We start from the raw sequence: 542 nt of genomic DNA on the forward strand, positions 1-542 counted from the left end.
GGTCTTGTTCACCTGCGCCTTGAGGAACGCCTTCGTGTGGCGGGTCTCGATGCAGACTACGGGCAAGCCTGCTTCGGCCAGCTTCCAGCCCGATTCGGACCAGTTGCCATGCGGAGGCCTGGAGCGCCCGAGCAAGGTCTTCCGGGTGGCTGGGCACCTTCAGCTCCCGGCAGATCGAACCCGTTTCGTCCACGATGCAGATCGAAGTCTCTTTGAGAGAGACGTCCAGTCCAGCGTAATGCTTCATGCAGCCTTCCTTTCCTGATGCTTGTGAGGCGATACTCTCACGCTATCATCAGCTCGAAACGCTGCATCCCTAACCATTGCCGTCGCAGACAGGGCTCAAGCCGAATACCCATCAAAACATCAAGCCTTGCCGAGCGACGACTTGGCCGAGACCTCATCGATCAGCATCTTCAGCCGCTCCTCAGTGCCGCCATGAGCGGAGCGCTCCCGGCCTTGCGCACCGACAGGTGCTGCTCGGCGCCCATGCCGCGGATGCATTCCTCGATCCGGTAGATCTCGGCAATAGCGGCGACCTC

At 60.7% G+C, this 542-nt stretch carries 1 pseudogene; it reads right to left on the minus strand.

Features of this window, described 5'->3' with window-relative positions:
• A pseudogene (locus tag X742_RS1000000175335) lies at positions 1-247 on the minus strand (IS110 family transposase); the annotation flags it as partial.
• Positions 248-542 lie beyond the last annotated feature (295 nt).

This window comes from Mesorhizobium sp. LNHC229A00 (assembly GCF_000502415.1).
Classification (GTDB): Bacteria; Pseudomonadota; Alphaproteobacteria; order Rhizobiales; family Rhizobiaceae; genus Mesorhizobium.